The sequence below is a fragment of the Novosphingobium colocasiae genome (assembly GCF_014652555.1).
Taxonomy (GTDB): domain Bacteria; phylum Pseudomonadota; class Alphaproteobacteria; order Sphingomonadales; family Sphingomonadaceae; genus Novosphingobium; species Novosphingobium colocasiae.
Genome location: NZ_BMZA01000022.1, coordinates 1 through 25,186 on the forward strand (window position 1 = coordinate 1; position 25,186 = coordinate 25,186).

The window sequence follows — 25,186 nt, forward strand, 5'->3', positions numbered from 1 at the left end:
ACCGTAGCAACCGGCTGTTTCCAACCCCGCCGCTGCGGTGAGAGGCCCTCTAAGTCCACACCCAGATTCGGTCAAATGGTTTTTTGAACTTTTTGCGAAAATCGCGAAAATCTGCGGTGTTTGAAATGGCTTGGGAACATACCCTGCTACCGGATCGAGGCAGAATCCCGGAATCAGGGGTGATTCCGCGTCATCTGCGCCCCGCCCTTCGACCGATCACGGACACCGAATGTTTACCGTAAGCAGCATAGGGCTGATCGGGAGGCACGCGGGCAACGGCGTGCACGATTGCAGTGGAAAGACAGGGCGTATGCCGAACCCGGCGATCAGCGTGGCGATGAGCGTCTATAACGGCGAACGCTTTCTCGTGCCCGCGATCGACAGCATCCTGGCGCAGGACTTCACCGACTTCGAATTCCTCATCGTCGATGACGGGTCGCGCGACGCGTCGCCGGCGATCATCGCCGACTATGCATCGCGCGATTGCCGCATCCGGCCGATCCTGCGCGAAAATCGCGGGCTCATCGCCAGCCTCAACGAAGTGCTCCACGCCGCCCGTGCGCCGATCGTCGCGCGGATGGACGCCGACGACATCAGCCGCCCTTCCCGCTTCGCCCGCCAGTTGGCCTTCCTCGAAGCCCATCCCGATTACGGCGTGGTCGGAAGCTGGAGCGAGGACATCGGCGAGGACGGCGAGCCGATGCTGCGCGACGGTGCCGACCACCCGGTCACGCACGACGAGCTGCTCGCCGCGATCGAGATCGGCGGGCAACTGATCTGCCACCCCGCCGCCATGTACCGGCGCGACGTGGTGCTGTCGCAAGGCGGCTATCATGCGGCTTTTCGCCACTGCGAGGACCTCGATCTCTGGCTGCGGCTCGCCAGCGTCACCCGGCTCGGCAACATTCCCGAGCGGCTGCTGCGCTATCGCCGCTATCCCGGCCAGGTATCGAGCCGCCATTCTACCGAGCAGCAGATCGGCTCCGCGGTGGCGCGGCTCGCCTTTCGCGAGCGGCAAGCGGGTCGGCCGGATCCGACCGCCGATCTGGACCATCTGCCCGCGATCGACGCCCTCGATACGCTGTTTGGCCGGCGCGGCGTCTCCCGCCAGGTTCGCGAGGAAGTCGCATTGGGTCTGCGCTATTCGCCCGTCGCCCTGCGCGATGACGGTTTCGACCTGCTGATGACACACCTGCGCGAAGGCGGGCGGCGCGACGGGATGTGGCGCACGGTGGCGCGCCTCGTCCGGTTCGGTGCGCCGTGCCGGGCCCTGCGCCTTGCGACCGCGCTCGCCACGACCGCAGCCGCCTGACACGCCGATGAGCGACGCCGCTCCTCCTCTGCCCGACGCAGTCGCTTCGGGGCGCGGATCGGCCAGTGTGAAATCGGCGGCGCTGTGGGCGGCGGGCAGTCAGTACACCCAGTTCGTCCTGCAATTCGTGACTTCGGTCGTGATCTCGCGGTTCTTCCTGAAGCCCGCCGAGATCGGCCTGTTCTCGGTCGCCTTGGCGGCAGCGATGATCCTGTCGGTAATCCAGGACTTCGGGCTGACCCGCTATCTTGGCCGTCATCCGACCGCCGATGACGATACCGTGCGGCACTGCACCGTCATCGGCACCGGCTTCTCGATCCTGCTGGCGGCGCTGATCGTGGCCCTTGCCTGGCCGATCGCGCGCTTTTACGGCGAGCCCCGGCTGTTCGGCATCCTGGCGCTGATCGCCGCATCCTACCTGCTCAACCCCTGGAGCATCGTTCCGGTCGCCCTGCTGTCGCGCCGGCTCGATTTCCGGGGCACTTTCCTCGTCAACGCCACCGGTGCCGTGGCTAACAGCGCCTGCGCGCTGACACTGGCGGCGCTGGGCTTTTCCGCCGAATCGCTGGCCTGGGCGATGATCGCGCAGGCGGCGATGCGGGCGCTGTGCGCGCAATCGCTGCAGCCCACCCCGCTGACCTTCCACTTCCGCATGGAACGAGCACGCGAGATCATCGGCTTCGGATCGGGCAGCGCCCTCCTATATCTGTCGGGCGGGATCGGCATGCGCACCCCCGATCTCATCGTCGGGCGGATGCAGGGCATGGCGGGGGCCGGGCTCTACAGCCGCGGCGTGGCGCTGGCATCGCAACTGCACTACCTCGTCGCCGGCGCGGTCGGCTCAATCTACTACCCCACATTCGCCCGCCTGCGTGACAATGGCGAGGATCTGGGCCCTTACTACCACCGCGTTGTCGCCGCACACGGGGCGATCGTCTGGCCGGCGATGGCGCTGCTGGCGGTACTGTCGCAGCCGGTTATCCTGCTGCTTTACGGCGATGCCTGGGCCAGCGCGGCACCGTTGCTGGCTTTCGTCGCCATTGCCGAATGCTTCTTCGTGATGCTGCCGCTGCACATGGACCTGCCGATCCTGCTGGGTCGGTTGCGCACCCTCTTGTGGTTCAACCTCGGCGATACCGCGATTTCCGTGATCACTTTGTGCATCGGCGCGGCGATCAGCGTCGAGGCGGCGGCGGCTTCGCGGCTCGCTTACGGCCTCGGCTGGGTGTGCCTCTATGCCGGCTGGATGCACGGACTGGTGGGCTTTTCGTGGCGCGCGATGCTGCGGATCTACGCATCGAGCGGCGCGGTCGCGGTGCTGACCGTGCTGCCCGCGCTTTATGCCGTGACTTTCTGGCGCAGCCCGGCCACCCTCGGCTTCCCCGGCCTGATGATCGCCGGGGCCGCGTCCGGGCTGGTCTGGCTGATAGCTGTGCCGTTGGTACGCCACCCGGCCCGCGCCGACCTTGCCGGGATGGCGGCGCATATCCTTGCCCCACTGCGCGCCCGGCTGCGCCCCCGCCCGGCCTGAGCACTGCACGCCATGGCCAGCGCCGCGCGGCCATGGTAAGCTGGCGGCCTGCACAGAAGACCCCGGACGAACCGGGCCATAGAGGACCGACGCAATGGGCGCGACCACCTGGCTGCTTGCCGTTCTTGTCGCCAACCCCCTGATTCTGGGGGCGACCACCAGTTCGCCCGGCCCGCACGATTCTGCGCCCTTCGTCCAGCCGGACGCGATGACCCGGGTGATCGCCGACACCGACCGCGAGGAACGGCTGACGATCCCGGTCATGCTAGAAGGCAAAGGCCCCTATCGCTTCATGATCGACACCGGCTCACAGGCGACCGTCGTCTCCGCCGCGCTGGCCGGCAGCCTGGGATTGACAGCCGGACCGCAAGTAACGGTGGTCGGCGTGGCCGGGCGCGGCCCGGCGGCGACCGCACGGCTCGACAGCCTGACTTATGCCGAGCGCGAGGTGAACGGGCTGACCGTCCCGGTACTCGAAGGCCGGCACATCGGCGCGGACGGCATTCTCGGAACCGATTGCCTGCAAGGCCAGCGGGTGCTGTTCGATTTCACCCGCAATGTGATCGCGATCGGCGATGCGGCGCGCGAACAGGGCAGCAACGGGTTCGAGATCATCGTCCGGGCGCGGCGCAAGGCCGGCCGCCTGATCATCACCGATGCCCTGATCGACGGTGTCCGCACGCAGGTTATCGTTGATTCGGGGGCGAGCGGCACGATCGGCAATCGCGCGCTGCAGCAGGCCATGACGCGGCGCAAAGCGCAGACCGGCGGGCAGGTCTTCAGCGTCACCGGAGAGGCGCTGCCGATCGACATGGGCGTGGCCCGCACCTTCCGGATCGACAAGATCAACCTGGCCAACCTGCCGATCGCCTTTGTCGATGCACCGGCCTTTGACGAGCTGGACCTGGCAGACCGCCCCGCAATCCTGCTCGGCATTGCCGAGATGCGGGCCTTCAAGCGGGTCGCGATCGATTTCTCCAGCCGCAAGGTGCTGTTCGACCTTCCAGGCTGATGCCCGGCGGCGTGGCCCCATTTGCGCTATGCGCCCGGCGCACCTAGATAGGCGCCATGCCGCCAGACACCGCCGTTAACGACCCGAACGCCCGCCATGATGGCTGGAACACTCTGCGGCGGTTCCTCCCTTATCTCTGGCCGCGCGACAATCCCGGCCTGCGCTGGCGGATCGTCGTCGCGTGCCTGTTCATCCTGCTGTCCACCGCGACCCAGTTGACGCTGCCATACCTCCTCAAGTGGGCGGTCGATGCGATGGGGGCCACCGGGCCCAAGGCGGTGCGCTTCGTGATGCTGACAGTGCTGGCCTTTGCCGCCGGCCGGCTGGCCCAGACCACGTTCGACAACCTGCGCAACATCGTGTTCGAACGGGTTGGCCAGGATGCGACGCGGGCGCTGGCAGAGAACGTGTTCGGCCAGCTTCACCGCCTTTCGCTGCGCTTTCACCTGGGGCGGCGCACCGGGGCGGTGACCAAGGTGATTGAGCGCGGGACCAAGAGCATCGACACGATGCTCTACTTCCTGCTGTTCAACATCGCCCCCACGGTGATCCAGCTCGCGGTGGTGGCGGTCATTTTCTACATCAACTTCGGCTGGCAATTGGTCGCCGCGACGGCGCTGGCGATCGCCGTCTACATCTGGGTGACGCGCACCATCACCGAATGGCGGACGAAGCTGCGCGAACAGATGAACCGGCTGGACGGACAGGCGCTGGCGCGCGCGGTCGATTCGCTGCTGAACTACGAGACGGTCAAATATTTCGGGGCCGAACGGCGCGAGGAGGCCCGCTATGCGCAGGCCACCCGCGCCTATGCCGAAGCGGCGGTGAAGAGCGAGAACTCGCTCGGCCTGCTGAACATCGCGCAATCGGTGGTGATTTCGGTGCTGATGGCCGTCGCCATGGGCTGGACCGTCTGGGGCTGGTGGCAGGGACGGTATTCGGCCGGACAACTGGTGTTCGTGCAGACGTACCTGACCCAGCTTTTCCGCCCGCTCGATATGCTGGGAATGGTCTATCGCACCATCCGCCAGGGCCTGATCGACATGGCCGAGATGTTCCGCCTGCTGGATGAGCCGGAGGAAGTATCCGACGCCCCCGGCGCGCCGGCGCTGGTGGTGCAGCGCCCGTCGATCGTGTTCGACAATGTGGTGTTCGGGTACGAGAAGGATCGCGGGATCCTTCACGGGCTGTCGTTCGAAGTGCCGGCCGGGCGCAACTATGCGATCGTCGGCCCGTCGGGTGCCGGCAAATCGACGATCGCCCGCCTGCTGTTCCGCTTCTACGATCCGGTCAGCGGCCGCATCCTGATAGATGGCCAGGATATCCGCGCCGTCACGCAAGCGTCGCTGCGCAAGGTGATCGGCATCGTCCCGCAGGATTCGGTGCTGTTCAACGAAACCATCGGCTACAACATCGCCTATGGCCGCGATGATGCCGATGCCGCCACGGTCGAAGCGGCCGCCCGCGGGGCAGCGCTGATGGGGCTGATCGAGCGACTGCCCAAGGGGTTCGCCACCGAAGTCGGCGAACGCGGGCTCAAGCTGTCGGGCGGTGAGAAGCAGCGGGTCGCCATCGCCCGCACCCTGGTCAAGAACCCGCCGATCCTGCTGCTGGACGAAGCGACCAGCGCGCTCGACACGCGGACCGAGCAGGACATCCTCGCCACCCTGCACCGCGTCGCCGAAAACCGCACCACGATCTCGATCGCGCATCGGCTCTCGACGATCGCGGATGCGGACCGCATCCTCGTCATGCAGGACGGGCGGCTGGCCGAACAGGGCAGCCATGCCGACCTGCTGCGCGCTGACGGCCTCTATGCCGAGATGTGGTCGCGGCAGGCAGCGGAGACGGAAGAGATCAGCGAGGCGGCGGAGTGACGGACCCAACGTCCGGTGGTTTACAACAATTTCACAGTGGCGAACCGGCGGCGGTGGTCTATGACGGAATCATGCGCATGTCACGGATCACGCTCGCTTTTACGGCCTTCGTTCTGGCCCCGATGTCCATCTCGGCCCGACCTGCACTGGCCGAACCGGATGCCGCCCCGTCAGCCGCGCCCGTGCAGCCCGACGCTGCCGCGCCGAAATCGATCACCAAGGAACTCGCATCGGGTGACGGCAAGACGCAGGCAACCGCCTATGTCATCTTCGAAAACAGCGAGATGGCCGGCGTGGACAAGGAATACGAAATCCTGCGCTACCTGAAGCTCAAGCCGCAATCGCAAGCGCTGGTGACCGGGGAAAGCAAGACTTACGATGCACTGACGGTCATCGATCCGCAGACGGGCGATACCCGCACCGTGTGGTTCGATATCAGCAATTTCTTCGGCGAAATGTTCTGACGCAAGGCGCGTCAGTCCCGCCAGTTCAATTCCGCATCACTTCACCACATCAGCCTCATGCCAGACTACGGCTTGCGCTGCCTTCATGCAGTTTTCCGCCGTATCCCAACTGATCGTCGGCGAACCGTAGAGCCGCCAGCCTTGCGCCAGCGCTTCGGACACCCGCTCGCAGAACGCGCGGTCGTCCTGACCGGTCAGCAGGCGATAGATCGGGCGGTCTTCGGGGGTCTGGTACATGGCTTGGCTCCTCTCGCAAGCCGCGCACTTCAGCCCGAGGCTGCGTCCGATTGCAAGCGAAGAAGCGCTGCCAGCGCCCTGTCCCGATCTGCCCACGGCACGAAAAGGTGATCGTGGTGATATGCCGCTACCATGTTGCAGGCGATCTGCGCCGCGCACAGCGCGCCCGATACCGCCGCAGTCAGGCCATGGCCGTCCAGCGCGGAAAACACGTCCAGCACAATCCGGGCCATCGGCAGCGCCACCTCATGCCCCGCCGCGCGGGCCGCTTCGAGGGGCAGAACCTGCGATAGCCCCTCGTCCTCGCGAAAGCTGCAAAGGGCGGCCGGATGGACGGCCGCACCGGTGCAGAACACGTAAGGCTGCGGGTCCAGCCGCGGCATCATGCCGGCCACCATCGCCGCCCCGTCGCGAACCGGGGTCACGACGACGTGATCAAAGAATATACTTCGACAAATCGGCATTGCCCGCCAGCCCGTCGAGCTTCGCGCGGACGTAGGCTTCGTCGATCGTCACCGTCTCGCCCTGGCGGTCCTCGGCCTCGAAGCTGAGTTCTTCCAGCAGCTTTTCCATGACCGTCTGCAACCGCCGCGCGCCGATGTTCTCGATGGTTTCGTTCACTTGCGCAGCAATGCGGGCGATCGCAACGATCGCGTCCGACGTGACATCCACCGTCACCTGCTCGGTCGCGAGCAGGGCCCGGTACTGGGCGACGAGATTGGCGCGCGTTTCCGACAGGATGCGGACGAAATCCTCTTCGGTCAGCGCCTTCAGTTCGACCCGGATCGGCAGGCGGCCCTGCAGTTCGGGCAGCATGTCCGAAGGCTTGGCGACGTGGAACGCGCCCGAGGCGATGAACAGCACATGGTCGGTCTTCATCGGCCCGTACTTGGTGGCGACCGTGGTGCCCTCGATCAGCGGCAGCAGATCGCGCTGGACGCCCTCGCGCGAAACCGAGCCGCCACGCACGTCGGACACCGCGATCTTGTCGATCTCGTCCAGGAACACGATGCCGTTCGTCTCGGCATTGGCGAGCGCCACGCGCGCCACGTCGTCCTGGTCCATGCGCTTTTCGGCTTCCTCGTCGACCAGCTTGTCCCAGGCATCGGGCACGCGCATCTTGCGGCGCTTCATCCGCGGTCCGCCCAGCTTGCCCATGATGTCCGACAGGTTGATCATGCCCACCGATCCGCCCATGCCGGGTATCTCCATGGGGCCGCCGGGCGCGTCCTCCACTTCGATTTCCACCTCGGTATCGTTCATCGCGTTCTCGACGATCCGCTGGCGGAACGAGGCGCGGGTCGCCTCCGACGCGCCTTCGCCGACCAGGGCGTTGAGCAGCCGCTCCATCGCGGCGTGGCTCGCAGCCTCGCGCACCGCCTCGCGGCGGCGGTCCTTTTCCAGCCTGATCGCTTCTTCGACCAGATCACGGGCGATCTGCTCGACATCGCGGCCGACATAGCCGACTTCGGTGAACTTCGTTGCCTCCACCTTGACGAACGGGGCATCAGCCAGCTTGGCCAGCCGCCGGCTGATCTCGGTCTTGCCGCAGCCGGTGGGCCCGATCATCAGGATGTTCTTCGGTGTCACCTCGTCGCGCAGGTCTGCGACAAGCCGCTGGCGACGCCAGCGGTTGCGCAGCGCCACGGCGACCGCCTTCTTGGCATCGGACTGGCCGACGATATGGGCATCAAGCGCGGCGACGATCGCCTTGGGGGTGAGGTTGTCGTTCATCGGGGCCTTTTCGGGTCGGAAGCTCAGCGTCCCAGCGCCGCGCGGGCGGCGGTGTCGTGGAACATGTCGTTGTGCCATTGCGGATAGAGCGTTTCAGGTCGGCCCAACGCATCGAGCCGGGCCAGCGCGGCATCGGGCAGCACGATGTCGGCCGCGCCCAGATTATCGGCAAGCTGGTGCGGCTTGCTGGCCCCGACGATCACAGACGACACGGCCGGGCGCGTCAGCAGCCAGGCCAGCGCGACTTGCGCCACGCTGGCATCCAACTCGACCGCGATTTCGCGTACCGCATCCAGAATGTCGAAGGCCTTGGCCTTGTCGGTCGGGATGAAATCGAACGACGCCAGGCGGTCATCGCCGCCCGGTGCGGTGTCGCGGGTATACCTGCCGGAAAGCAGGCCACCGCCCAGCGGGCTCCAGCAGGTCAGCCCCAGCCCGTAATGGCGCGCCATCGGCACCATGTCGCGCTCGACGTCGCGGCCGACCAGCGAGTAATAGACCTGGCCGTGAGTGAAGCGCGCCCAGCCGTTGGCCTTCTGCATCTCCAGCGCCGCCGCCACCTTCCACGGTGCCCAGTTGGAAAAGCCGATGTAGCGCGCCTTGCCGGAGCGGACGACCGCGTCGAGCGCTTCCAGCGTTTCTTCGAGCGGGGTGTAAACGTCTTCCCAGTGGGCAATGTAAAGATCGACCCAGTCGGTGCCGAGGCGGCGCAGGCTCTGGTCGATCGAATAATGAATGTTGCGCTTGCTGAGACCCGCCTGCACCAGCGCCTCGCCCATGCGGCCGCGTACCTTGGTGGCGATCACCACCTCGCCGCGCCGCGATGCCAGCGCCGCGCCCAGCACTTCCTCGGACTGGCCGGCAGAATAGATATCTGCGGTGTCGAAGAAATTGATGCCGCCGTCGATCGCCTGGCCGACGATGGCGTCGACATCGGCCCCCGTGGTCTTGGTGATACCGGCGAAGTGGGCATCTCGGGTAAAAGTCATCGAGCCGAACGCCAGCCGCGAAACGATCAGTCCGCTCGATCCCAAAGTGGTATATTGCATCCTCACCTCTCCCAGTGCGTGGTCAACCGACGGTTTCCACCGTCACGCGATCATTCGTGAAGACGCAAATGTCCGCGGCGACCTGCATGGCCTTGCGGGCGATCACCTCGGCATCGCTTTCGTAGGCATCGATCGCCCGGGCCGCGGCCAGGGCATAGTTGCCGCCCGATCCGATCGCGGCAATCTGGCTGTGCTCGCCGCCTTCGGGCTCCAGCACGTCGCCGTTGCCGGTCAGCACCAACAGCGTCTGCTCGTCGGCGACGATCATCAAGGCTTCGAGATTGCGCAGATACTTGTCGGTCCGCCAGTCCTTGGCCAGTTCCACCGCCGCGCGCATGAGTTGGCCGCGATACTGCTCCAGCTTGCGTTCCAGCCGTTCGAACAGGGTAAAGGCGTCCGCCGTGGCCCCGGCAAACCCGGCGATGACCTTGCCGCCTTCACCGATCCGCCGCACCTTGCGGGCGTTGGGCTTCATGACGGTGTTGCCCATCGACACCTGGCCATCGCCGGCGATGACGGTCCTGCCGCCCTTCTTGACGCCGATGATGGTGGTGCCGTGCCACTGGATCAGGCCGTGGCTCGCCCCTTCTCTATCCATGCCGGGGATATATGCCGCCGGTAGCCGGGTTCAAGCTTTCGTAGCAGCCCCTTGCCGGGAACGCCTGCGTTAGCTGCCGTTCGGGCCGGGACCGGTCGGGCCGGTGCCGCCGCCCATGCCGGCAGCGCCGACCGCGCCGATATTGCCGAACAGATCTTCCAGCAGGCCGCGATCGCGGCCCAGCGTCGGCGTCTTGTCACCTTCGGGAGAGATGTGGGCCACCTGCTCCATCCCGCGCTTGTCGACCGCCTGGACATTTCCGGCGGCATCGAAGCGCACGCGCAGGATCGTCTGCTCCTTGGTGCGCGGGCGCAGGAACGGCGGCGTCTTTACCTGCTGCGAGATGTAGTACCAGTCCTGCTCGCCGAACTGGCTGACGAAGGTGGGCCGGCCCAGGGTCTTTTCCACCGACATGCGGTTGTCGATCCCGGGCTGGACCGAATCGACCAGCGTCTGATCGATCAGGTAGCCGCGATGATCCTTGATCGACGTGCACCCCGATGCCAGCACGGCAACGCCGCTTGCCAGCGCGAATGCCAGGGTCTTGCGGCCGATCTTGCGCATTCCATCACTCCACTTGCCGGTCGGCCATCCGCCGCCGCAACGCCGTACTGAAAATCACCCGACCCGCAAAATCCGGACCCGGCCTGTCAAACAAGCCGTTGCCAGCGGGGCCTTGGTCCCTGTATCGGCGCGATAACGGCACGAGCCTTAAGGCCCGATCCCCCCGCGCGCAATGGGCCTTGGCAGGTTGCGAACTGAATTGACGGCGTTGAATTGCGCCTGAACGAAAGGCTTGTCCCTGCGATGACCGTGCTTTCCCGCCTGCTCGGCAAGCGCCCCGAAAGCCGCGAGGCGCTGCGCCCGCTGTGGCTGCGGGTGGTGGAGATCGCGCGCGAAAAGCGCTGGTATGCTGAACTCGGCGTGGCTGATACTGTGCCCGGCCGGTTCGATGCGGTCACCCTGGTGCTGGCGCTGGTCATGATCCGGCTGGACCGCGACAAGGACCAGGACCGCGCACTGGTCGAAGCGGCAGCGCGGCTGACCGAGCTTTTCGTAGACGATATGGACGGCCAGTTGCGCCAGTCCGGCGTCGGCGATCTGGTGGTGGGCAAGCGGATGGGGCGGCTGGTCAGCGTGCTGGGCGGGCGGATCGGCGCGCTGCGCGAAGCCTTGCCGACCGGGCCCTTCGGGATGACCGCCGTGCTGGAACGCAACATGACGTTGACCGACAAGGCCGATCCGGTGGCGCTCGCCAACGCGGTGCTGACGCTCCACCGCCGGATCGATGCCGCCAGCGCTTCCGAACTGATGGCAGGAACCTTCGCGCGATGACCGCGACGTCGGAACTCTCGCGCCTGCTCGACGTGCGACAGGTCGAAGGCAAGGCGGCTCGCATCCTCGCCACTGCGGACGAGCGGGCGGCGCTGGCAAAGCGTTTCGGGCTGGTCCGGATCGACAGCCTGTCCGCCGATCTCGACCTTGCCCGCAATGATCGCATCGTCGAAGCGCGCGGGGTGCTGAAAGCACAGTTGATCCAGTCCTGCGCGGTTTCGGCCGAAGACATCGCCGTGACGGTCGACGAACCCGTCTACATCCGGTTCATCCCCGAGACCGAAACCCAGCCCGGCGCGGACGACGAGATCGAGATCGACGCCGAGGACCTGGACGAAATCCCTTACACCGGCCACCACTTCGATCTGGGCGAGGCCGTGGCCCAGACGCTTGGCCTGGCGATCGATCCTTACCTGACCGGGCCCAATGCCGACGCGGCGCGCAAGGCTGCGGGGATTGGCGCGCCCGAAGATCAGGGGCCGTTCGCGGCGCTGAAGGGGCTGGCGGACCGTTCGCAGTAGGCGGCGGGTGCCTGCCTTCGGAATCGGCCGAGGAAGGAAAATCGGTTCGCGCAAAGACGCGGAGGCGCGGAGGTGTTGCGCGATGCGCAGCCTTCCTTCGTGTTCCAACGCCAGGACAGCCGCATCGTGAAAAGGGAAAGCCGCGCTTCGGCAAGCTGAACATCTTTGCGCCTCTGCGGCTCTGCGTGAACCCATTCCCCCCTTCGCGAAGGTGACAAAGGTTACACGGTGTAACTTTTGAGATATCAAATTTTATTTTTTAAATCAAAATGTTAACTGAAAACTTACGAAAGTTACACTTTCCGAAAACGGGCAATGTGTCGCGTTCTGACGATAGGAAAGAGCAGGGCGCGGGGGTGCCTTTGCGGATTATGCCGCAGGGTGGCGGTGTAGGAAATATGTGCCCGCCCGGACCGCCGGATAGCTTCATTGGCAAACCACAGCGCAAGGCACGAAAAAGGGGGCCGCAGCCCCCTCTCCTCGTCCGGCGCACCCGACCCGGTCAGAACGGGATATCGTCGTCCAGATCTTCGGCGAAGCCGCCGCCGGTACGGCCCCAATCACCGCCGCCGCCTGCGGATGAACCGCCACCGCGCGACGCGCCGCCGCCCCAATCACCGCCGCCGGAGCGACCGCCGCCGGAACCACCGCCGAAGCCTTCACCGCCACCGCCGCGCGCACCGCCGCCGCCCGGGGCGCCGTCCAGCATGGTCAGCACGCCGCCCATGCCGCCGACCGACACTTCGGTGGTGTAGCGGTCCTGCCCGTTCTGGTCCTGCCACTTGCGGGTGCGCAACTGGCCTTCGATGTAGACCTTCGATCCCTTGCGCAGGAACCGCTCCGCCACGCCGACCAGGCCGTCGGACTGCAGCACGACCGAATGCCATTCGGTGCGCTCCTTGCGCTCGCCGGTGGTGCGGTCCTTCCAGTTTTCCGAGGTCGCGATGCGCAGGTTGGCGATGCGGCCGCCGTTCTGGAAGCTCTTCACTTCCGGATCGGCCCCCAAGTTGCCGATCAGAATGACCTTGTTGACGCTGCCTGCCATGATGGAATCGCCTTTGTCCCGAATTCAGGCAAAGGGGTTAGCGGATGGTGCCCTGCTGGGCGAGTCTTGCGCACAGCGTTTTCGACAGCCAACCGGAACTGCACGACGGCCGCGCTTCCGTCCGTTCGCGTCGAGCGTAGTCGAGACGCCGCGCGCGCCGCCTCTCGACTACGCTCGAGGCGAACGGGAGGGAGGGACCGGCCGGGAGGAGCCTACAGCCCCGCCCAGACCGCCAGCCAGTAAGTCGCGCCTGCCGCCACGTAGGCCAGGCCGAACAGGTAGGCGAGCATGAAGCTGGGCCATTTCCAGCCGTTAGTCTCGCGCCGGGTGACGGCGATGGTGGACATGCACTGCGGGGCGAACACGAACCACGCGAGGAAAGCTAGCGCCATCGGCAAGGTCCAGCGATGGCGCAACTGGTCGCCCAGTTCGGTTGCCTGCGCGGCTTCGTCATCATCGCCGGCGGCGACCGCATATGTCGTGGCGAGCGAGCTGACCGCCACTTCGCGCGCCGCCATCGCCGGGATCAGCGCCAGCGCCATGTCGCGGTTAAAGCCGATGGGTTCGACAACCACGGCGAGCCCGTTGGCGACCTTGCCCGCAATCGAGACATCGACCTGGCTTTCGCCCGGCTTTGCCTGCGGAAAGTTGAGCAGCACCCACAGCACGACCGTGACCATGAAGATGATCGTGCCGGCGCGGCGCAGGAATATCCACGCGCGCTGCCACAGGCCGATGGCGAGGTCCTTGAGCTGCGGCAACTGGTACTTCGGAAGCTCCATGATAAAGCCCGAGGCGGCACCTTTCGTGATCGAGCGGCGCAGCACCAGCGCCACCGCCATCGCCCCGACGATCCCGGCAAGATAGAGTGTGAGGAGCACCAGCCCCTGCAAGCCGACACCGCCGCCAACGTCGCGATTGGGGATGAACGCGGCGATGATGACCGCATAGACCGGCAGCCGCGCCGAACAGGTCATCATCGGCGCGATCAGGATCGTGGTCAGCCGGTCCTTGGGATCGGTGATGGACCGGGTCGCCATGATGCCGGGGATGGCGCAGGCGAAGCTGGACAGCAGCGGAATGAAACTGCGCCCGGAAAGCCCCACGGTCGCCATCATGCGGTCCATCAGGAAGGCGGCACGGGCCATGTAGCCGGAGGCTTCCATCGCCAGGATGAAAGCGAACAGGATGACGATCTGCGGCAGGAACACGACAACCGAGCCGACCCCGGCGATCACGCCTTCGGTCAGCAGATCGCGCAGCAGGCCGGCCGGCAGCGCCGCGCGCGCACCATCGTGCAGCGCACCGACCCCGGCTTCCAGCGCATCGGCAAACGGGGTGGCCCAGGCGAACACCGCCTGGAACACCACGAACAGCAGTGCCAGCAGGATCAGCGGGCCAAGCCAGGGGTGGAGAAACAGGCGATCGAGCCGGGCGTGCAGCCGGTGGCGCTTCGATTCCGACAGGATCGCGGCCCCCGCCATCGCATGCGCCGCCACGCGCCGTTCGGTCGGCGTCAGGTCGGTCAGGCCCGGCCCGGCATGGCGCGCCCCGGCATTGGAGATCGCCTCGCCCAGATCGGCAAGGCCGCGCCGCCGCACCGCCACGGTCGGGATCACCGGAACGCCCAGTTCCTCGGCCAGCACGGCGGCGTCGAGCACCAACCCGTCACGCTCGGCCAGATCGACCATGTTAAGCGCGATCACGGTCGGCTTGCCGAGCGCGAGGATTTCCTGCGCGAACACCAGATGCTGTTCGAGGTTGGACGCATCGAGCACGACCACCAGCACATCCGGTGCCGCTTCGCCCGCGAATTCGCCGCGGATGACCTTTGACGTCACGGCTTCATCCGGGCTGGTCGGATCGAGGCCGTAGGCACCGGGAAGATCGGTCATCTCCACCGGTTCGCCGGTCGGCAGCACCAGGCGGCCCGACTTGCGTTCCACGGTGACGCCCGGATAGTTGGCGATCTTCTGGCGCGCGCCGGTCAGCGCATTGAACAGTGCGCTTTTGCCGGCATTGGGATTGCCGACCAGCGCGACCTTGCGTTGCCGGCTCACAGCGCTTCGACCTGCATGGCGGCGGCATGGACCCGGCGCACCGCCACGATCATCCGGCCGACGGTGATGGCGATCGGATCGGCCCCGCCCAGCACGCCGCGATGCGATACCTTGACGCTGGCACCTTCCTCCAGCCCCAGCGCCTGCAGCCGCCGCGCCTCTTCGCTGACCAGAGAATCCCAGTGCACGGCGATGATACGGGCGGCTTGCCCGACGGGAAGAACATCAAGAGTCATGAATGCGCGCTGCCAGATATCGCCGATAATTGCAACTGGTTCGCAATAACCGGTTCAGGCGTCATTGCGCCGGATCAAAATGCAGGCAAAATCAAAGCCGAAAAGCGTTACCGCGCGGGATAGCGGATGCGGCCGAGCAGCCGGGTCAGGCTGAAATGATGCTCGGGCCCGCGCAGCAGTTGCGCCTTGGCCTTTTCGAACCGCATGATCCCGTCGATCCGCCGATCGAGGAACGCGCGGGTTTCCGCCTTCCCCTCGCTCGAATCGGTAGCGAACACGCGCAAGGTCGCGGCGTAGATGCCGCCCAGGATCGCGCGCTTGGTGTAGTGATTGTAATCGGTCGCTGTATCGCCGGCGAGCCGCCACATGCGGTCTGCGCTGCGCCATCCCAGCCGCGTGGAAGCGGCGATGTTGGACGGCATCGCCATGATGGCGAGCGCCCTGCTCAACGCTTCCTCGCGCCCGGCAACCGCATCGAGCCGCGCCAGCACCAGATCGCGAATGCGCGCCCGGATCGGCATGGCGGCGAGCGTGGCGGCCGGCAGAGCTTCCGCCATCGCCAGATCGACATGGTCGATCCACGCGGAAATCATCGCCATCTGGCCATCGCGAAACGCGAAGGCAGCCAGCGCCGGATCGACGCCGCAGGCCTGCGCGGCGTTGGCAACAGCGGCCTTGCTCCAGCCATCGAACGCCGCAGCGTCGGCGATGGCGGGGGCCAGGCGAATGCGCAGATCGTCGAGCGTCTCTTCGGGCCGCGTCTCGGTCATGGCGGCGCTCAGCGGAAGGTCGGGCCGTAGACCGGCTTTGCTGTCTTGGCCCCCTTCTGCGCGACGACCGACTGGATCACCTGGACGATCGGGCTGTCCTTCCCCGCCAGCAGGGCATAGTCGCGCGCGGAACGGCCGGAGTTGTCGTTGCGATCGGGATCGGCCCCGGCGGCCAGCAGCAGCTTGGCGATCTGCAGATCCTTGTTGTGAACAGCAGTGATCAGCGGGGTTTCGCCCGAATCGTCGGTCTCGTTCGGGTTGGCATGATTGCCCAGCAGCGTCTCTACCCCTTCGCGCCAGGCGAGGCCGACCGCGATCTGCAGCGCGGTCTTGCCGTGATCGTCACGGGCGTTGACCTCGGCCCCCTTGGAAATGAGGTAGTTGAGCCAGGTGCTGTCCCGCCGCGCCGCCACGATGTGCAGCGCCGTCTCGCCGGTCGTCACGTCTTTGGTCATGACGATGCGGTTGCTGCTGTCCATCAGTGCCTTTTCGACCTTTTCACCGTCTTTCTTGCGGACGGCTTCGAGGAACTTGTAGCTTTCCGAGAACTGCGCGCGCGCGGCCTGCGGCGCGATCAGCGCGGGGACCAATGCCAGCGCCAATGCCAACGGGGCGATTCGCCGCGTGCTGCGGATACCGGCACGCAACAGGGACAGGGCCGGACGCTCCGACAGCTTCGACACGCGCGTTTTCCTCTTCATTTTCGGCGAAAACCGGGACTTGTTTGGGCCCGACCGCCTTGCACGGCGCGGTTTAGCAGAGCATGAACCGCCACGCCATGCACTACCTTTCCCCCCTCCGATCCTGCCGTGCCGCCGTTATCGCGCTGGCCTGCGCCGCCGCCCTTCCGCTCACCGCCTGCCAGCAACCGGCCGAATCGCCCCCGCTGGAAGGGGCGCAGATCGGCGGTCCGTTCACGCTGATCGACAAGGCCGGCAAGACCGTGCGCTGGGATGATTTCAAGGGTCGCTGGCGGATCGTCTATTTCGGCTACACCTTCTGCCCCGATGCCTGCCCGATGGATGTCCAGCAGATGATGCGGGGCTTTCGCAAGTTCGAACAGGAACACGCGGATAAGGCGGCGAAAGTCCAGCCGATCTTCATCACCATCGATCCGGCCCGCGACACCCCCGCCGTGGTGGGCCAGTGGACCGCAGCGTTCTCGCCCCGCCTGCTCGGGCTGACCGGCACCAAGCAACAGGTCGATGTGGCCGTGAAGGCATTTGCGGCCTATTATCGCCGGGGTGAAGATACCCCCGGCGGCTATCTGATGGATCATTCCCGCATCGCTTACCTGATGGACCCGGACGGCAAACCGATCGCCATGCTGCCGGTCGATCAGAGCGGCGATGCCGTGGCTGCCGAGCTGGCCAAATGGGTGCGCTGATCGCCCCGTCATGACCGAAGCACCGCCCTTCTGGGAACGGCCGATGGCCACCCTCTCGCGCGATGAGTGGGAAGCGCTGTGCGACGGCTGCGGGCAGTGCTGCCTGCACAAGGTGGAGGACGCCGATACCGGCGCGATCTATCCCACCAACGTCGCCTGCCGGCTGCTCGATCTCAAGACCGCGCGCTGCGCCGATTACCGCCACCGCAAGGCGCAAGTGCCCGATTGCCTCAAGCTCACCCCGCGTTCGGTGAGCGGGATAAGCTGGCTTCCGGCGACTTGCGCTTATCGCCTGCGCGCCGAGGACAAGCCGCTGCCCGAATGGCACTATCTGGTCAGCGGCGATCGCGATGCGGTGCACCGGGCCGGTATCTCGGTGATCGGCAAGGCGGTGAGCGAACTGGTGGCCGGCCCGCTCGAAAACCACATCGTGTGGACGGGCGAGGAAGATTTCGAGGTGCTCGGCGTCGAGATCGTCGAGGATGAAGGGTCGCCGTGGCAGGTGTCCGCCCCCGGCTGTCCGCCCAAGCCGTGATCGACTGGCTGCGCCGCGATCCCCGGCACCCGCCTGAAATCGAGCTGGATGGCCGGCACGTGCCGGTCATCGTGCGCCGGCTGGACCGCGCCCGCCGCATGACGCTGCGCCTCGCGCCGGACGGCAGCGAAGTGCGCATCACCATTCCGCGCTGGACGCCGGGCGCCGATGCCCTGGCATTTGCACAAGCGCGGCGGGACTGGCTGCTGCGGCAGCTTTCCGCTGTGCCCGCGCCGGTGATCGTCGCCAGCGGCATGGCCCTACCCTATCGCGGCGGAACGCTGACCCTGCACCATGACCCGGCGGCAGCGCGCCGCCCCGCCATCGACGGCGGGCACTTGCGTATCGGCGGGCCGGCCACCTCGCTCCCTGCGCGCCTGCGTCGCTGGCTGGCGGCAGAGGCGCATGTGCTGCTCGCCGCCGATCTGGTCGAATACTGCGCGCGCGCGGGGCGCGAGCCGCCGCGTCTGGCGCTGTCCAACGCCCGGCGGCGCTGGGGCAGTTGCGCGGCTGACGGGACGATCCGGATCAACTGGCGGCTCATCATGGCCCCCGATGCGGTGCGCCGCTCGGTCGTGGCGCACGAAGTGGCGCACCTGATCCACTTCGATCACTCCCCGGCCTTCCACGCGGCGCTGGCAGAGCTGTTCGAGGGATCGGTCGACGAAGCCAACCGCTGGCTTTCGCGGCAAGGCCGCACGCTTTACCTGCCGTTTGGCTAGGCGACGCTGGCGCTTGGCGGGATTAGCCCCTAAATAGCCGGCCATGTTCAAGCGCTCTGGCTACTGGAAAGACGTAAACCCCACCGGCATGATCGCCGACTTCCGCGAGGTGTGGAAGCAGGCGGGCGGCAACCGCTGGCGGATCGCGGCGGTTTCCGCTGCGTGCAGCTTCGGCCTGTTCTGCGTGATGGCCAGCCAGGGTGGAGAGGCCCCGCACCTGCCGCCGAAGGTGACGTACATCTCGGTCCTGCCTGAACACCGCACCGATGCCGAAATCATGGCTTCGAATATCGAGAACCAGCGGGTCAAGGAAGCCTGGGCGCGCGAACGGGCCCGGCGCGACAAGGAAGTGCGGGAAATCTACAAGACCGTTGGCCGCTGGTCGGGGATGGACGTCGAGAAGATCGCCCGCGACGCCGACGCCGAAGACGCCGCTGCGGCAAAGGCAGAGCAGGCCGCCTTCGAAAAGCGGCAGGCAGAGCGCTCGGCGCAACTGGCCAAGGCGAAAGCCGCGCCTGAACCCGACGCTCCGGGCGCGCCGTGACCGCCGATGGCCGCTGGCTGGCCGCCGCAGCGGCGCTGGCCGGCCGTGCCCGCCCGCTAAGCCGCCCCAACCCCGGCGTGGCTGCGATCATCGTCAAGGACGGCAAGGTGATCGCGCGCGGCTGGACCCAGCCCGGCGGCAGACCGCATGCCGAAGCCGTGGCGCTGGCGGCGGCGGGCGAAGCGAGCCGGGGAGCCACGCTCTATGTCACGCTCGAACCCTGTGCCCATCAATCGGCGCGCGGCCCGGCCTGCGCCGACCTGGTCGCCGCATCGGGGCTGGCGCGCGTCGTCGTCGGCTGCCTCGACCCCGATCCGCGCACCAGCGGTGCCGGCATGGCCCGGATCGCCGCAGCCGGCATTGCCTGCACCCACAAGGCATCGCCGGCCTGCGCCGAGAGCCTGTCCGGCTATCTCGCCCGCCAATCGAGCAACCGCCCGGAAGTCACTCTGAAACTGGCGCTTTCGCTGGACGGCTGCATCGCGATGGCCAGTGGCGAGAGCCAGTGGATCACCGGCGATGAAGCGCGCGCGCATTGCCACGCGATGCGGGCCCGCCATGATGCGATCCTGGTTGGCGGCGGCACCATGCGCGAAGACCGGCCCCGGTTGGACGTGCGCGTGCCCGGCCTTGAAAGCCGCAGCCCCGAACGCTGGGTGCTGACCCGCAATGCCGCGCCGGAGGGGTGGCGTGCCCTGCCCTCTGCCCGCGACCTGTCCCCCATGGACGGCGTCCAGTACCTGTTCGTCGAAGGCGGGGCCGGGGCGGCGGCGGCGTTCTTGGCGGCGGGGCATGTCGATCGCCTGATGATCTATCGCGCCCCGATCCTGATCGGCGGCGGTCGCCCCGGTCTTGCCGACATCGGCCTTGCCACGCTGGCCGCTGCCCATGGCCAGTGGCAGTTTACCGTCCGCACGCAGCTTGGCAGCGACACGCTGGAAGTCTACAGGCGCTGCGAACCGTCCCGATAACCCCGCGAGAAGCACAGGCATGTTCACCGGTATCGTCACCGCCCTCGGCACCATTCGCGAAGCGCACCAGTCGGGCGATCTGCGTGCGGTGATCGCCTGCCCGTTCGATCCCGCCACGATCGCCATCGGCGCGTCGATCGCCTGTTCGGGCGTCTGCCTGACCGTGGTGGAACGCGGCGGCGTTGCCGGCGATGCCTGGTTCGCGGTGTCGATCTCGGGTGAAAGCGTGGCCCGCACGGTGCCCGGCCGCTGGGACGTGGGAACCCGGCTCAACCTCGAACCCGCGCTCAAGCTTGGCGACGAGCTGGGCGGCCACATCGTGACCGGCCATGTCGATGGCGTCGGCACGGTGGCCGAGGTGACGCCGGTGGGCGAATCGAAGCGCTTCGTGATCGCCGCGCCGCACGATCTGGCACCTTATATCGCTGCAAAAGGTTCGATCACCGTCGATGGCGTGTCGCTGACCGTGAACGAAGTGATCGACCAGGCTGACGGGGTCTGCCACTTCACGCTCAACATCATCCCCCACACTGCCGAGGTCACCACCATCGGCGCGCTGGTTGCCGGGGACCGGGTCAATCTCGAAATCGACGTCTTGGCCCGCTATCTCCAGCGGATGCAGTCGCTGCGGAGCTGAGCTCCGACAGCGATCAGACGGCCAGAGGCCCGCTCGCAAACCCCTGGCGAGTGATTTCATAGACGACGTGGCGCACCGTCGCGCCGCTGCGTTCATATTCGCGGATGCGGCCGGGGATCAGCAAGCCGCCGATATGGGCCATCGCCTTGCGCGAGACGATATTGTCCTCGCCCACCTGGAACACCGCGCGATCGAAATGCGCCAGGGCGTGGGCCAGCATGAGCCGTTTGAATTCGGCGTTGAGCCCTTGCCCCCAGCATCGGCGCGCCAGGAACGACCAGCCGATCTCGACTTCGCCCGCAAGTTCACCCGGCCCGAACTGGCTTGAACCGATCAGCGAACCGCTGGCGTTCTCGACGATCGCCAGTGCCCCGCCGCGCGCCAGGGCATCGGCGAAGAACGCCCGGAATACGGCTTCCTGCCAGCGATCGTGCGCCGGATGCGCGGCCCAGATCGCCGGATCGGCCGCCACCGCATAGAGCGCGTCCCAATCATCCGCCACGAGTGGACGCAGGCTCAGCCGGTCCCCTGCGAGAACCGGCTGCCATTCCATGCCGGTCAGCCGGTAACCTTCACGCCCGTCACTTCGGCGGTGGCATCGATGAAGTTCTGGATGTTCGCGGTGGTCAGCCCGGCCACGTTGATGCGGCCCGATCCGGCAAAATAGATGCCGTGGCGGCTGCGCATTTCCTGCACCTGATCCGGGGTGAACGGGATGATCGAGAACAAGCCGTTCTGGCCACCCACCGGGGCAAGATCGACCCCGCCGACCTTGCCGGCGGCGGCGAGGATCGCCCGCACCTGACGCATGCGATCGCGCATCTGGTCCAGTTCGTCCAGCCACTGCGCGGTCAGCGTTTCGTCTTCCAGCACCAGGCGCACGGCGGCAGCGCCATGGTCCGGCGGCTGCGACCAGCTTGCCCGCGCCAGGTTGTGCCCGTTGGACATGATCCGGCCCAGCTCGGTCGGGTCCGACACCATCGCGTAGAGCGCGCCGACCCGATCACGGTAAAGGCCGAAGTTCTTGTCGCACGAATAGGCGATCAGCGCCTCGGGCACGGCGACGAGGACGCGGCGCAGGCCATAGGCGTCTTCTTCCATGCCGAGGCCCAGGCCCTGATAAGCGAGGTCGATGATCGGCAACAGCTTCGCCTCGGCGATAAGGCCGGCGATCTCGTCCCACTGGGCGTTCGAATAATCGATCCCGGTCGGGTTGTGGCAGCAGCCGTGCAGCAGGATGCAATCACCCTCGGCAGCGCCGGCCACGGCGGCGCGGATGGCGTCCATGTCGGGCTTGCCGTCAGCGCCGGCGTGGTTGAATTCGGATACCGCCAGGCCAAGGTCGGCGCAGATCTGGTTGTGGTTGGGCCAGCTCGGCTTGCCGACGATCACGCGGGAATAGCCCGCCCGCTTGACCATCGCCAGCGCGAGGCGGAGCGAACCGGTGCCGCCCGGCGTCTGCATCCCTTCGATCCGACCGCCCATGTCAGGGCTGGCCTTGCCGAAGATATAGGGCATCAGCGCGGTGACGAAGCCCATGTCCCCTTCGGGGCCGAGATAGGCTTTCGAATCCTGCTCGGCGACGAGCTTGCGCTCGGCCGCCTTGATCGCGCCGAACACCGGCGTATCGCCCTGGCCGGTGCGATAGACACCGACGCCAAGGTCGATCTTGTCGGCGCGCGGATCGGCGTCGAAGAGCTTGATGAGCGCGAGGAGCGCATCGGCGGGCTGTTGCTGAAGGTTGCTAAGCATGGCCGGGGCCATTACCCCCGCTCCGTGCCCTTCGCAACCGTTGTTCGGCGCAAAATCACGCCGAATAAACAATCAGAACGGCAGCCACTTCTGCTTGTGCGAAAACTTCATGTAACCGACGTTGGCACCCAGCCGCAGGCCGGCACCGCTGCGCACCGGGATCAGCACAATGTTCCCGCGTCGCAGATAGCTGACGGTGAAGCCGCCGACGAGATAGGCCTGCCCCTCCCCCGCAACGAACCGGTGGTAGAGTTCTTCGGTATCGTTGAGGTTGTAGACCAGCACGAAAGCGCTTGATGCGTTCGCGCCTACGTCGAAGCCGAGCGAGGGGCCGGTCCAGTAGACCGGCTGCTGGCCTTCCACCTTGTGGAACAGCGTACCCGAACCATACCGCAGGCCCACCGCGATAGCGCCGCCGCCTTCGCGGCCGACGATGTAGCCGTTCGGCTCGCCCTGCTTGCGCAGAAGGTCCTCGATCAGCCCGGCCAGTCCCGAAGCGCCCTTGCCGAACACGCCTTCGGCCGCGCCGATCAGATCGTCCTGCTTGTACGTGGTATCGCCCGCAGCCGTAGTCTGCGGCGGGTTGCCGACTTCGTCGGGCTTCCAACTGGCCACACCGCCCGTGCCGCTATCGGTAGGGGTGCCGTTGCCGGCCGCCGTCGTGCTGGAGACCGGGGGGCTGGTGGGCATAGGCGTGGCCGTGGTGGTGGATGTGCCATGCAAGATATCGGCATCGATCGCCGCATCGGGATCGACCGTGCTGACCTGCGCCGCCGCCGGCATCGCCGTGCCCGCCACCAGCACCAGCGCCGCCAGCGCCGCCAGCGCCCCGCCGAGCGCGTTGCGCCAGCGGCACGCAAGTCCTGCCCCGTGCGATCCGTCGATGGTCCTGTGCATGGATAATCCCTCCCAGCTCTGCCGCAACGGTGCGACCTGGGCGACACCGTTGCAAACGCCCACGGTGCCTAGAGAATCCACCCGTGCTTAGCGCGCAATGAACGGGCGACGGGGCGAGTCGGTTTTGCGGCAGGCCGAATCCATTTCGGGCCTGAAACGCGCCTTGCAGAAAACTGCCGGAACCACCCGGCTTTGCGCTTGCCGCCCCGAAAACCCCTCGCTATAGGCACGCCCTCAAGGCCGCATCCGGAGACGTGGGTGAGTGGCTGAAACCAGCGGTTTGCTAAACCGTCGAGCTCTTAAGGGGGCTCCCCGGGTTCGAATCCCGGCGTCTCCGCCATCTCTTCGCTGAGATCGGGCCGTCGAGGCCGACCGCCATCAGCGGCCGGCCCAAGCCGGTCAAAGCCCTCGCCCGATCAGTTCCTTCATGATCTCCGAAGTGCCGCCGTAGATGCGCATCACGCGGGCGTCGCGCCACAGCCGGGCGATGGGGTATTCATTCATGTAGCCCGCGCCGCCGTGCAGTTGCAGGGCCTGGTCGACCACGTCCCACAGCATGTCTGCGTGCCACAGCTTGGCGGCGGCGGCTTCATCGGCGGTGAGTTCGCCCTTCACGTGGCGCACGATCGCCCAGTCGAGGTGGGCCCAGCCGACCTGGAGCCGGGCCTTGATCGCGGCCAGCACGAAGCGGGTATTCTGGAAATCAATCACGGCCTTGCCGAACGCCTTGCGATCCCGGGTGAAGGCGACCGCCTCGTCGTAAGCGCGCTGGGCCATTGCCTGGCATGATGCCGCGATCGACAGGCGTTCCTGTGGCAATTGCTGGACCAGCGTGGCGAGCCCGCGTCCTTCGGTGCCGATCAGGTTGGCGACCGGCACCCGCACGTCTTCCAGGAAGATTTCCGAGGTGTCGGCCCCATGCTGGCCGATCTTGTCGAGGTTGCGGCCGCGCCGGAAGCCGGGATCGTCCGCCTCGATCAGCAGTAGCGACAGCGCCGGGCTTTCGCTGCTGGTCCGGACCGCTGTAATCATGATGTCGGCGTTCTGGCCATTGCTGATATAGGTCTTGGAGCCGTTGACGATGAAGTGATCGCCATCGCGCCGCGCGGTGCTGCGGATGGCGCGCAGGTCCGATCCGGCACCCGGCTCGGTCATGGCAATGGCGCAGATCGCGCTGCCGTCTACCGTGCGCGGCAGCCACCTGGCCTTCATCTCGTCAGGCCCGTAGTGCAGGATATAGTCGATGCAGACGTCCGAATGGGTCTGGAACCCGTTCGGCGCGCCGGCATAGGCCAGTTCTTCGGAGACCAGCAGGCCATATGTCATGTCGAGGCCGGGGCCGCCCCACTCCTCCGGCACTTGCGCGCCCAGCAGGCCCAGCTCGCCGCCCCGCTGCCAGAAGGCGCGATCGGTGCGCCCCTCGCTCTCGAAACGGTCGCCGTTCTCTTCCATCTCCTTCGCGAAAAAGCGCCGCACGGTGGCGCGAAAATCGCGGTGGGTGGCATCGTAAGGCAGGCGATCGATGGTCCAGTCCATGAAACATGCTTTCGGTCAGGAAGGGTCAGGGAACAATCAGGCGGGTGGCCCGGCGGTGGAGCTTCGGCGGGCCAGCACATCGTCCACGTTGCCGTCGCGCTCGGGCGAGGTCAGCCTCGAGGAGGTTTGCGAAAGGCGCGGCACCGCGCGTATGGCGGCCATCTCGACCACGCGCAGGCCCGCCAGGGCACCGGCCACCGGTGGCGCGTCAGACGGCTGTCGCAAATTCGCCTCTCATCTCCATCCTCCCGCCGGCGCAGCCGTGTCGATGCGCGGCAGGCTTAATGGTTTGACCAAATGGATCAAGCCATCGCGGGATGGAATGGGGGCGATCGGGGCCGCTGCCCCCGTTCTTACGGACCTACCGGATTCACACATTGAGTTGGCATTGTAGTGTTTGAGCGGCGCGTTTGGCGGCTTGGAT

The 25,186-nt window shown here is 66.6% G+C and carries 29 protein-coding genes and 1 tRNA gene; 14 read left to right on the top strand and 16 right to left on the bottom strand.

The window, feature by feature from the left end; translation table 11 throughout:
• Positions 1–310: 310 nt before the first annotated feature.
• The 5 genes from IE122_RS16685 (at position 311) to IE122_RS16705 (ending at position 6,196) form a co-directional block, all read left to right on the top strand.
• Positions 311–1,312 carry a glycosyltransferase gene (locus IE122_RS16685; RefSeq protein WP_189622391.1) on the top strand — a complete coding sequence of 334 codons (1,002 nt, stop codon included), beginning with the start codon at positions 311–313 and terminating at the stop codon, positions 1,310–1,312.
• A gap of 7 nt (positions 1,313–1,319) precedes the next feature.
• A complete protein-coding gene (locus IE122_RS16690; RefSeq protein WP_189622392.1) occupies positions 1,320–2,843 on the top strand; it encodes an oligosaccharide flippase family protein in 1,524 nt (507 codons plus the stop codon).
• 94 nt (positions 2,844–2,937) lie between these two features.
• Positions 2,938–3,855 (top strand): aspartyl protease family protein, encoded by a 918-nt coding sequence (locus IE122_RS16695; protein WP_189622393.1) that lies wholly within the window; start codon positions 2,938–2,940, stop codon positions 3,853–3,855.
• 56 nt (positions 3,856–3,911) lie between these two features.
• Positions 3,912–5,732 (top strand): ABCB family ABC transporter ATP-binding protein/permease, encoded by a 1,821-nt coding sequence (locus IE122_RS16700; RefSeq protein WP_189622394.1) that lies wholly within the window; start codon positions 3,912–3,914, stop codon positions 5,730–5,732.
• 77 nt (positions 5,733–5,809) lie between these two features.
• A complete protein-coding gene (locus IE122_RS16705; RefSeq protein ID WP_189622395.1) occupies positions 5,810–6,196 on the top strand; it encodes a DUF4919 domain-containing protein in 387 nt (128 codons plus the stop codon).
• Between the two features lie 36 nt (positions 6,197–6,232).
• On the opposite strand, the gene IE122_RS16710 is transcribed toward IE122_RS16705, so the two are convergent.
• The 6 genes from IE122_RS16710 to IE122_RS16735 all read right to left on the bottom strand — a co-directional run bounded on the left by IE122_RS16710 (position 6,233) and on the right by IE122_RS16735 (position 10,378).
• Positions 6,233–6,433 carry a DUF1737 domain-containing protein gene (locus tag IE122_RS16710; RefSeq protein WP_189622396.1) on the bottom strand — a complete coding sequence of 67 codons (201 nt, stop codon included), beginning with the start codon at positions 6,431–6,433 and terminating at the stop codon, positions 6,233–6,235.
• A gap of 29 nt (positions 6,434–6,462) precedes the next feature.
• Positions 6,463–6,858: an ACT domain-containing protein gene (locus IE122_RS16715; RefSeq protein ID WP_229814326.1), complete on the bottom strand. Its 396-nt coding sequence runs from the start codon at positions 6,856–6,858 to the stop codon at positions 6,463–6,465.
• Positions 6,859–6,868: 10 nt separating this feature from the next.
• Positions 6,869–8,167, bottom strand: a complete 1,299-nt coding sequence (hslU, locus tag IE122_RS16720) for an ATP-dependent protease ATPase subunit HslU (RefSeq protein ID WP_189622398.1) — start codon at positions 8,165–8,167, stop codon at positions 6,869–6,871.
• Positions 8,168–8,190: 23 nt separating this feature from the next.
• Positions 8,191–9,216 carry an aldo/keto reductase gene (locus IE122_RS16725; protein ID WP_189622399.1) on the bottom strand — a complete coding sequence of 342 codons (1,026 nt, stop codon included), beginning with the start codon at positions 9,214–9,216 and terminating at the stop codon, positions 8,191–8,193.
• Between the two features lie 22 nt (positions 9,217–9,238).
• The gene (hslV, locus tag IE122_RS16730; protein ID WP_229814328.1) at positions 9,239–9,814 is read right to left on the bottom strand and encodes an ATP-dependent protease subunit HslV; all 576 of its coding nucleotides are present in this window, start codon (positions 9,812–9,814) and stop codon (positions 9,239–9,241) included.
• Between the two features lie 69 nt (positions 9,815–9,883).
• Positions 9,884–10,378 (bottom strand): outer membrane protein assembly factor BamE, encoded by a 495-nt coding sequence (locus tag IE122_RS16735; protein WP_189622400.1) that lies wholly within the window; start codon positions 10,376–10,378, stop codon positions 9,884–9,886.
• A gap of 243 nt (positions 10,379–10,621) precedes the next feature.
• Between IE122_RS16735 and IE122_RS16740 the strand changes: the two genes are divergently transcribed.
• The gene (locus IE122_RS16740) at positions 10,622–11,149 is read left to right on the top strand and encodes a ubiquinol-cytochrome C chaperone family protein (RefSeq protein WP_189622401.1); all 528 of its coding nucleotides are present in this window, start codon (positions 10,622–10,624) and stop codon (positions 11,147–11,149) included.
• Positions 11,146–11,670 carry a YceD family protein gene (locus tag IE122_RS16745; RefSeq protein ID WP_189622402.1) on the top strand — a complete coding sequence of 175 codons (525 nt, stop codon included), beginning with the start codon at positions 11,146–11,148 and terminating at the stop codon, positions 11,668–11,670. The genes IE122_RS16740 and IE122_RS16745 overlap by 4 nt, the downstream gene beginning before the upstream one ends.
• A gap of 502 nt (positions 11,671–12,172) precedes the next feature.
• Here IE122_RS16745 and ssb read toward each other — a convergent pair.
• The 5 genes from ssb to IE122_RS16770 form a co-directional block, all read right to left on the bottom strand.
• Entirely contained in the window at positions 12,173–12,715 is a 543-nt protein-coding gene (gene ssb / locus IE122_RS16750; protein WP_308430425.1) for a single-stranded DNA-binding protein, read from the bottom strand.
• Between the two features lie 212 nt (positions 12,716–12,927).
• Complete coding sequence (gene feoB, locus IE122_RS16755) at positions 12,928–14,775, bottom strand: ferrous iron transporter B (RefSeq protein ID WP_189622403.1); 1,848 nt, start codon at positions 14,773–14,775, stop codon at positions 12,928–12,930.
• On the bottom strand, positions 14,772–15,011 hold the full coding sequence (locus tag IE122_RS16760) for a FeoA family protein (RefSeq protein WP_189622404.1): 240 nt from the start codon (positions 15,009–15,011) through the stop codon (positions 14,772–14,774). Before IE122_RS16760 ends, feoB begins: the two co-directional genes overlap by 4 nt.
• A gap of 107 nt (positions 15,012–15,118) precedes the next feature.
• On the bottom strand, positions 15,119–15,781 hold the full coding sequence (locus tag IE122_RS16765) for a COQ9 family protein (RefSeq protein ID WP_189622405.1): 663 nt from the start codon (positions 15,779–15,781) through the stop codon (positions 15,119–15,121).
• A gap of 8 nt (positions 15,782–15,789) precedes the next feature.
• On the bottom strand, positions 15,790–16,464 hold the full coding sequence (locus tag IE122_RS16770; RefSeq protein WP_229814330.1) for an ankyrin repeat domain-containing protein: 675 nt from the start codon (positions 16,462–16,464) through the stop codon (positions 15,790–15,792).
• An 80-nt stretch (positions 16,465–16,544) separates the two neighbouring features.
• Here IE122_RS16770 and IE122_RS16775 point away from each other — a divergent pair, with 80 nt between their 5' ends.
• Genes IE122_RS16775 through IE122_RS16800 form a run of 6 tightly spaced genes read left to right on the top strand, consistent with a single transcriptional unit; the run spans position 16,545 to position 20,577 of the window.
• On the top strand, positions 16,545–17,168 hold the full coding sequence (locus IE122_RS16775) for an SCO family protein (RefSeq protein WP_189622407.1): 624 nt from the start codon (positions 16,545–16,547) through the stop codon (positions 17,166–17,168).
• 10 nt (positions 17,169–17,178) lie between these two features.
• Positions 17,179–17,703 carry a YcgN family cysteine cluster protein gene (locus tag IE122_RS16780; protein ID WP_189622408.1) on the top strand — a complete coding sequence of 175 codons (525 nt, stop codon included), beginning with the start codon at positions 17,179–17,181 and terminating at the stop codon, positions 17,701–17,703.
• Positions 17,700–18,425, top strand: a complete 726-nt coding sequence (locus IE122_RS16785; protein ID WP_189622418.1) for a M48 family metallopeptidase — start codon at positions 17,700–17,702, stop codon at positions 18,423–18,425. Before IE122_RS16780 ends, IE122_RS16785 begins: the two co-directional genes overlap by 4 nt.
• 43 nt (positions 18,426–18,468) lie before the next feature.
• Entirely contained in the window at positions 18,469–18,969 is a 501-nt protein-coding gene (locus tag IE122_RS16790) for a hypothetical protein (RefSeq protein ID WP_229814334.1), read from the top strand.
• Positions 18,966–19,940, top strand: coding sequence for a bifunctional diaminohydroxyphosphoribosylaminopyrimidine deaminase/5-amino-6-(5-phosphoribosylamino)uracil reductase RibD (gene ribD / locus IE122_RS16795; RefSeq protein ID WP_189622409.1), 975 nt, complete (start codon positions 18,966–18,968; stop codon positions 19,938–19,940). The genes IE122_RS16790 and ribD overlap by 4 nt, the downstream gene beginning before the upstream one ends.
• Positions 19,941–19,959: 19 nt before the next feature.
• Positions 19,960–20,577, top strand: coding sequence for a riboflavin synthase (locus IE122_RS16800; RefSeq protein ID WP_189622410.1), 618 nt, complete (start codon positions 19,960–19,962; stop codon positions 20,575–20,577).
• 13 nt (positions 20,578–20,590) lie between these two features.
• On the opposite strand, the gene IE122_RS16805 is transcribed toward IE122_RS16800, so the two are convergent.
• The 3 genes from IE122_RS16805 to IE122_RS16815 form a co-directional block, all read right to left on the bottom strand.
• Positions 20,591–21,130 carry a GNAT family N-acetyltransferase gene (locus IE122_RS16805; protein ID WP_189622411.1) on the bottom strand — a complete coding sequence of 180 codons (540 nt, stop codon included), beginning with the start codon at positions 21,128–21,130 and terminating at the stop codon, positions 20,591–20,593.
• Between the two features lie 5 nt (positions 21,131–21,135).
• Positions 21,136–22,329, bottom strand: coding sequence for an amino acid aminotransferase (locus tag IE122_RS16810; RefSeq protein WP_189622412.1), 1,194 nt, complete (start codon positions 22,327–22,329; stop codon positions 21,136–21,138).
• Between the two features lie 72 nt (positions 22,330–22,401).
• Positions 22,402–23,226, bottom strand: coding sequence for a DUF1134 domain-containing protein (locus IE122_RS16815; RefSeq protein ID WP_189622413.1), 825 nt, complete (start codon positions 23,224–23,226; stop codon positions 22,402–22,404).
• Between the two features lie 248 nt (positions 23,227–23,474).
• Between IE122_RS16815 and IE122_RS16820 the strand changes: the two genes are divergently transcribed.
• Positions 23,475–23,566 (top strand) — tRNA-Ser (locus IE122_RS16820).
• A gap of 59 nt (positions 23,567–23,625) precedes the next feature.
• Here the strand turns inward: IE122_RS16820 and IE122_RS16825 are convergent.
• On the bottom strand, positions 23,626–24,762 hold the full coding sequence (locus tag IE122_RS16825; protein WP_189622414.1) for an acyl-CoA dehydrogenase family protein: 1,137 nt from the start codon (positions 24,760–24,762) through the stop codon (positions 23,626–23,628).
• 36 nt (positions 24,763–24,798) lie between these two features.
• Positions 24,799–24,987 carry a hypothetical protein gene (locus IE122_RS16830; protein ID WP_189622415.1) on the bottom strand — a complete coding sequence of 63 codons (189 nt, stop codon included), beginning with the start codon at positions 24,985–24,987 and terminating at the stop codon, positions 24,799–24,801.
• Positions 24,988–25,186: the final 199 nt, after the last annotated feature.

What these genes read in the sequence shown, in the direction of transcription:
- IE122_RS16695 (WP_189622393.1), top strand. Translation starts at nt 2,938, where the DNA reads ATGGGCGCGACCACCTGGCTGCTTGCCGTTCTTGTCGCCAACCCCCTG.
- IE122_RS16735 (WP_189622400.1), bottom strand. Translation starts at nt 10,378, where the DNA reads ATGCGCAAGATCGGCCGCAAGACCCTGGCATTCGCGCTGGCAAGCGGC.
- IE122_RS16800 (WP_189622410.1), top strand. Translation starts at nt 19,960, where the DNA reads ATGTTCACCGGTATCGTCACCGCCCTCGGCACCATTCGCGAAGCGCAC.
- IE122_RS16760 (WP_189622404.1), bottom strand. Translation starts at nt 15,011, where the DNA reads ATGACTCTTGATGTTCTTCCCGTCGGGCAAGCCGCCCGTATCATCGCC.
- IE122_RS16790 (WP_229814334.1), top strand. Translation starts at nt 18,469, where the DNA reads ATGTTCAAGCGCTCTGGCTACTGGAAAGACGTAAACCCCACCGGCATG.
- IE122_RS16685 (WP_189622391.1), top strand. Translation starts at nt 311, where the DNA reads ATGCCGAACCCGGCGATCAGCGTGGCGATGAGCGTCTATAACGGCGAA.
- IE122_RS16690 (WP_189622392.1), top strand. Translation starts at nt 1,320, where the DNA reads ATGAGCGACGCCGCTCCTCCTCTGCCCGACGCAGTCGCTTCGGGGCGC.
- IE122_RS16825 (WP_189622414.1), bottom strand. Translation starts at nt 24,762, where the DNA reads ATGGACTGGACCATCGATCGCCTGCCTTACGATGCCACCCACCGCGAT.
- hslV (WP_229814328.1), bottom strand. Translation starts at nt 9,814, where the DNA reads ATGGATAGAGAAGGGGCGAGCCACGGCCTGATCCAGTGGCACGGCACC.
- IE122_RS16740 (WP_189622401.1), top strand. Translation starts at nt 10,622, where the DNA reads ATGACCGTGCTTTCCCGCCTGCTCGGCAAGCGCCCCGAAAGCCGCGAG.
- hslU (WP_189622398.1), bottom strand. Translation starts at nt 8,167, where the DNA reads ATGAACGACAACCTCACCCCCAAGGCGATCGTCGCCGCGCTTGATGCC.
- IE122_RS16780 (WP_189622408.1), top strand. Translation starts at nt 17,179, where the DNA reads ATGACCGAAGCACCGCCCTTCTGGGAACGGCCGATGGCCACCCTCTCG.
- IE122_RS16700 (WP_189622394.1), top strand. Translation starts at nt 3,912, where the DNA reads ATGCCGCCAGACACCGCCGTTAACGACCCGAACGCCCGCCATGATGGC.
- IE122_RS16765 (WP_189622405.1), bottom strand. Translation starts at nt 15,781, where the DNA reads ATGACCGAGACGCGGCCCGAAGAGACGCTCGACGATCTGCGCATTCGC.
- IE122_RS16710 (WP_189622396.1), bottom strand. Translation starts at nt 6,433, where the DNA reads ATGTACCAGACCCCCGAAGACCGCCCGATCTATCGCCTGCTGACCGGT.
- IE122_RS16775 (WP_189622407.1), top strand. Translation starts at nt 16,545, where the DNA reads ATGAACCGCCACGCCATGCACTACCTTTCCCCCCTCCGATCCTGCCGT.
- IE122_RS16705 (WP_189622395.1), top strand. Translation starts at nt 5,810, where the DNA reads ATGTCACGGATCACGCTCGCTTTTACGGCCTTCGTTCTGGCCCCGATG.
- IE122_RS16745 (WP_189622402.1), top strand. Translation starts at nt 11,146, where the DNA reads ATGACCGCGACGTCGGAACTCTCGCGCCTGCTCGACGTGCGACAGGTC.
- IE122_RS16805 (WP_189622411.1), bottom strand. Translation starts at nt 21,130, where the DNA reads ATGGAATGGCAGCCGGTTCTCGCAGGGGACCGGCTGAGCCTGCGTCCA.
- IE122_RS16810 (WP_189622412.1), bottom strand. Translation starts at nt 22,329, where the DNA reads ATGCTTAGCAACCTTCAGCAACAGCCCGCCGATGCGCTCCTCGCGCTC.
- ssb (WP_308430425.1), bottom strand. Translation starts at nt 12,715, where the DNA reads ATGGCAGGCAGCGTCAACAAGGTCATTCTGATCGGCAACTTGGGGGCC.
- IE122_RS16815 (WP_189622413.1), bottom strand. Translation starts at nt 23,226, where the DNA reads ATGCACAGGACCATCGACGGATCGCACGGGGCAGGACTTGCGTGCCGC.
- IE122_RS16725 (WP_189622399.1), bottom strand. Translation starts at nt 9,216, where the DNA reads ATGCAATATACCACTTTGGGATCGAGCGGACTGATCGTTTCGCGGCTG.